The sequence below is a fragment of the Streptomyces sp. NPDC051776 genome, assembly GCF_040681345.1.
GTDB lineage: Bacteria > Actinomycetota > Actinomycetes > Streptomycetales > Streptomycetaceae > Streptomyces.
This window is the reverse complement of the sequence record NZ_JBFAYQ010000117.1, coordinates 1-4,815: the sequence shown is the minus strand read 5'-3', so window position 1 is coordinate 4,815 and position 4,815 is coordinate 1. Positions and strand designations below refer to the sequence as shown.

Sequence of the window (4,815 nt, the reverse complement as noted above, 5' to 3'; positions counted from 1 at the left end):
GCCATGCCGCGTGTATGAAGAAGGCCTTCGGGTTGTAAAGTACTTTCAGCGGGGAGGAAGGTGTTGAGGTTAATAACCTCAGCAATTGACGTTACCCGCAGAAGAAGCACCGGCTAACTCCGTGCCAGCAGCCGCGGTAATACGGAGGGTGCAAGCGTTAATCGGAATTACTGGGCGTAAAGCGCACGCAGGCGGTCTGTCAAGTCGGATGTGAAATCCCCGGGCTCAACCTGGGAACTGCATTCGAAACTGGCAGGCTAGAGTCTTGTAGAGGGGGGTAGAATTCCAGGTGTAGCGGTGAAATGCGTAGAGATCTGGAGGAATACCGGTGGCGAAGGCGGCCCCCTGGACAAAGACTGACGCTCAGGTGCGAAAGCGTGGGGAGCAAACAGGATTAGATACCCTGGTAGTCCACGCCGTAAACGATGTCGACTTGGAGGTTGTGCCCTTGAGGCGTGGCTTCCGGAGCTAACGCGTTAAGTCGACCGCCTGGGGAGTACGGCCGCAAGGTTAAAACTCAAATGAATTGACGGGGGCCCGCACAAGCGGTGGAGCATGTGGTTTAATTCGATGCAACGCGAAGAACCTTACCTACTCTTGACATCCAGAGAACTTTCCAGAGATGGATTGGTGCCTTCGGGAACTCTGAGACAGGTGCTGCATGGCTGTCGTCAGCTCGTGTTGTGAAATGTTGGGTTAAGTCCCGCAACGAGCGCAACCCTTATCCTTTGTTGCCAGCGGTCCGGCCGGGAACTCAAAGGAGACTGCCAGTGATAAACTGGAGGAAGGTGGGGATGACGTCAAGTCATCATGGCCCTTACGAGTAGGGCTACACACGTGCTACAATGGCGCATACAAAGAGAAGCGACCTCGCGAGAGCAAGCGGACCTCATAAAGTGCGTCGTAGTCCGGATTGGAGTCTGCAACTCGACTCCATGAAGTCGGAATCGCTAGTAATCGTAGATCAGAATGCTACGGTGAATACGTTCCCGGGCCTTGTACACACCGCCCGTCACACCATGGGAGTGGGTTGCAAAAGAAGTAGGTAGCTTAACCTTCGGGAGGGCGCTTACCACTTTGTGATTCATGACTGGGGTGAAGTCGTAACAAGGTAACCGTAGGGGAACCTGCGGTTGGATCACCTCCTTACCTTAAAGAACCTGCCTTTGCAGTGCTCACACAGATTGTCTGATGAAAAGTAAATAGCAAGGCGTCTTGCGATTGAGACTTCACGTCCCCTTCGTCTAGAGGCCCAGGACACCGCCCTTTCACGGCGGTAACAGGGGTTCGAATCCCCTAGGGGACGCCACTTGCTGGTTCGTGAGTGAAAGGCACAACCAATCAGTATCTCAAAGCTGATTAACTATGAAAATAGTGAGTCATGTTTGAGATATTTGCTCTTTAAAAATCTGGATCAAGCTGAAAATTGAAACGACGCACTGTGTCTGTTCTCCGTAATAAGAGCAGATGAAGGTGTGGTCGGGTCTCAGATTTCGCAATCAGAAGTGAAACAGTTTCGGGTTGTGAGGTTAAGCGACTAAGCGTACACGGTGGATGCCTAGGCAGTCAGAGGCGATGAAGGACGTGCTAATCTGCGATAAGCGTCGGTAAGGTGATATGAACCGTTATAACCGGCGATTTCCGAATGGGGAAACCCAGTGTGATTCGTCACACTATCGTTAAGTGAATACATAGCTTAACGAAGCGAACCGGGGGAACTGAAACATCTAAGTACCCCGAGGAAAAGAAATCAACCGAGATTCCCCCAGTAGCGGCGAGCGAACGGGGAGCAGCCCAGAGTCTGAATCAGCTTGTGTGTTAGTGGAACGGTCTGGAAAGTCCGGCGATACAGGGTGACAGCCCCGTACACGAAAGCACACAGGCTGTGAACTCGAAGAGTAGGGCGGGACACGTGGTATCCTGTCTGAATATGGGGGGACCATCCTCCAAGGCTAAATACTCCTGACTGACCGATAGTGAACCAGTACCGTGAGGGAAAGGCGAAAAGAACCCCGGCGAGGGGAGTGAAAAAGAACCTGAAACCGTGTACGTACAAGCAGTGGGAGCACCTTCGTGGTGTGACTGCGTACCTTTTGTATAATGGGTCAGCGACTTATATTCTGTAGCAAGGTTAACCGTATAGGGGAGCCGAAGGGAAACCGAGTCTTAACTGGGCGTTAAGTTGCAGGGTATAGACCCGAAACCCGGTGATCTAGCCATGGGCAGGTTGAAGGTTGGGTAACACTAACTGGAGGACCGAACCGACTAATGTTGAAAAATTAGCGGATGACCTGTGGCTGGGGGTGAAAGGCCAATCAAACCGGGAGATAGCTGGTTCTCCCCGAAAGCTATTTAGGTAGCGCCTCGTGAACTCATCTTCGGGGGTAGAGCACTGTTTCGGCTAGGGGGTCATCCCGACTTACCAACCCGATGCAAACTACGAATACCGAAGAATGTTATCACGGGAGACACACGGCGGGTGCTAACGTCCGTCGTGAAGAGGGAAACAACCCAGACCGCCAGCTAAGGTCCCAAAGTCATGGTTAAGTGGGAAACGATGTGGGAAGGCACAGACAGCCAGGATGTTGGCTTAGAAGCAGCCATCATTTAAAGAAAGCGTAATAGCTCACTGGTCGAGTCGGCCTGCGCGGAAGATGTAACGGGGCTAAACCATGCACCGAAGCTGCGGCAGCGACGCTTATGCGTTGTTGGGTAGGGGAGCGTTCTGTAAGCCGTTGAAGGTGTGCTGTGAGGCATGCTGGAGGTATCAGAAGTGCGAATGCTGACATAAGTAACGATAAAGCGGGTGAAAAGCCCGCTCGCCGGAAGACCAAGGGTTCCTGTCCAACGTTAATCGGGGCAGGGTGAGTCGACCCCTAAGGCGAGGCCGAAAGGCGTAGTCGATGGGAAACAGGTTAATATTCCTGTACTCGGTGTTACTGCGAAGGGGGGACGGAGAAGGCTATGTTAGCCGGGCGACGGTTGTCCCGGTTTAAGCATGTAGGCGGAACGGTTAGGTAAATCCGGTCCTTTATTAACGCTGAGGTGTGATGACGAGGCACTACGGTGCTGAAGTAACAAATGCCCTGCTTCCAGGAAAAGCCTCTAAGCATCAGGTAACACGAAATCGTACCCCAAACCGACACAGGTGGTCAGGTAGAGAATACCAAGGCGCTTGAGAGAACTCGGGTGAAGGAACTAGGCAAAATGGTGCCGTAACTTCGGGAGAAGGCACGCTGATATGTAGGTGAAGCCCCTGCGGGTGGAGCTGAAATCAGTCGAAGATACCAGCTGGCTGCAACTGTTTATTAAAAACACAGCACTGTGCAAACACGAAAGTGGACGTATACGGTGTGACGCCTGCCCGGTGCCGGAAGGTTAATTGATGGGGTTAGCGGCAACGCGAAGCTCTTGATCGAAGCCCCGGTAAACGGCGGCCGTAACTATAACGGTCCTAAGGTAGCGAAATTCCTTGTCGGGTAAGTTCCGACCTGCACGAATGGCGTAATGATGGCCAGGCTGTCTCCACCCGAGACTCAGTGAAATTGAAATCGCTGTGAAGATGCAGTGTACCCGCGGCAAGACGGAAAGACCCCGTGAACCTTTACTATAGCTTGACACTGAACACTGGTCCTTGATGTGTAGGATAGGTGGGAGGCTTTGAAGCGTGGACGCCAGTCTGCGTGGAGCCATCCTTGAAATACCACCCTTTAATGGCTGGTGTTCTAACGTGGACCCGTTACCCGGGTTGCGGACAGTGTCTGGTGGGTAGTTTGACTGGGGCGGTCTCCTCCTAAAGAGTAACGGAGGAGCACGAAGGTTAGCTAATCCTGGTCGGACATCAGGAGGTTAGTGCAATGGCATAAGCTAGCTTGACTGCGAGAGTGACGGCTCGAGCAGGTGCGAAAGCAGGTCATAGTGATCCGGTGGTTCTGAATGGAAGGGCCATCGCTCAACGGATAAAAGGTACTCCGGGGATAACAGGCTGATACCGCCCAAGAGTTCATATCGACGGCGGTGTTTGGCACCTCGATGTCGGCTCATCACATCCTGGGGCTGAAGTAGGTCCCAAGGGTATGGCTGTTCGCCATTTAAAGTGGTACGCGAGCTGGGTTTAGAACGTCGTGAGACAGTTCGGTCCCTATCTGCCGTGGGCGCTGGAGAATTGAGGGGGGCTGCTCCTAGTACGAGAGGACCGGAGTGGACGCATCACTGGTGTTCGGGTTGTCATGCCAATGGCACTGCCCGGTAGCTAAATGCGGAAAAGATAAGTGCTGAAAGCATCTAAGCACGAAACTTGCCCCGAGATGAGTTCTCCCTGACCCTTTAAGGGTCCTGAAGGAACGTTGAAGACTACGACGTTGATAGGTCGGGTGTGTAAGCGCAGCGATGCGTTGAGCTAACCGATACTAATGAACCGTGAGGCTTAACCTTACAACGCCGAAGCTGTTTCGGCGGACGAGAGACAGAAGATTTTCAGCCTGATACAGATTAACAGAATTTGCCTGGCGGCTTTAGCGCGGTGGTCCCACCTGACCCCATGCCGAACTCAGAAGTGAAACGCCGTAGCGCCGATGGTAGTGTGGGGTCTCCCCATGTGAGAGTAGGGAACTGCCAGGCATCAAATAGAAGAACCCCGTACCGTAAGGTGCGGGGTTTTTTGCTTTTGTTTTTCCCTCTCCCCCTCCTTGAAACTTTCTCACCTTCCGCTTGCAGGCTCGACATTATGCCCGTTTCTGGGTATCGTTAGCTATCTGGATGTCTAAACGTTTATACGTATGCTGTGAGGATATAAAGCTATGCCGATTCGGGTGC

General features: G+C 52.7%; 1 tRNA gene and 3 rRNA genes. All 4 read left to right on the top strand.

The window, feature by feature from the left end:
* A 16S ribosomal RNA gene (locus tag AB0M26_RS31285) occupies nucleotides 1-1,149 on the top strand; the annotation flags it as partial.
* Nucleotides 1,150-1,233: 84 nt separating this feature from the next.
* Nucleotides 1,234-1,309 (top strand) — tRNA-Glu (locus tag AB0M26_RS31280).
* Nucleotides 1,310-1,527: 218 nt separating this feature from the next.
* A 23S ribosomal RNA gene (locus AB0M26_RS31275) occupies nucleotides 1,528-4,434 on the top strand.
* Between the two features lie 70 nt (nucleotides 4,435-4,504).
* Nucleotides 4,505-4,620, top strand: a 5S ribosomal RNA gene (rrf, locus tag AB0M26_RS31270).
* Nucleotides 4,621-4,815: the final 195 nt, after the last annotated feature.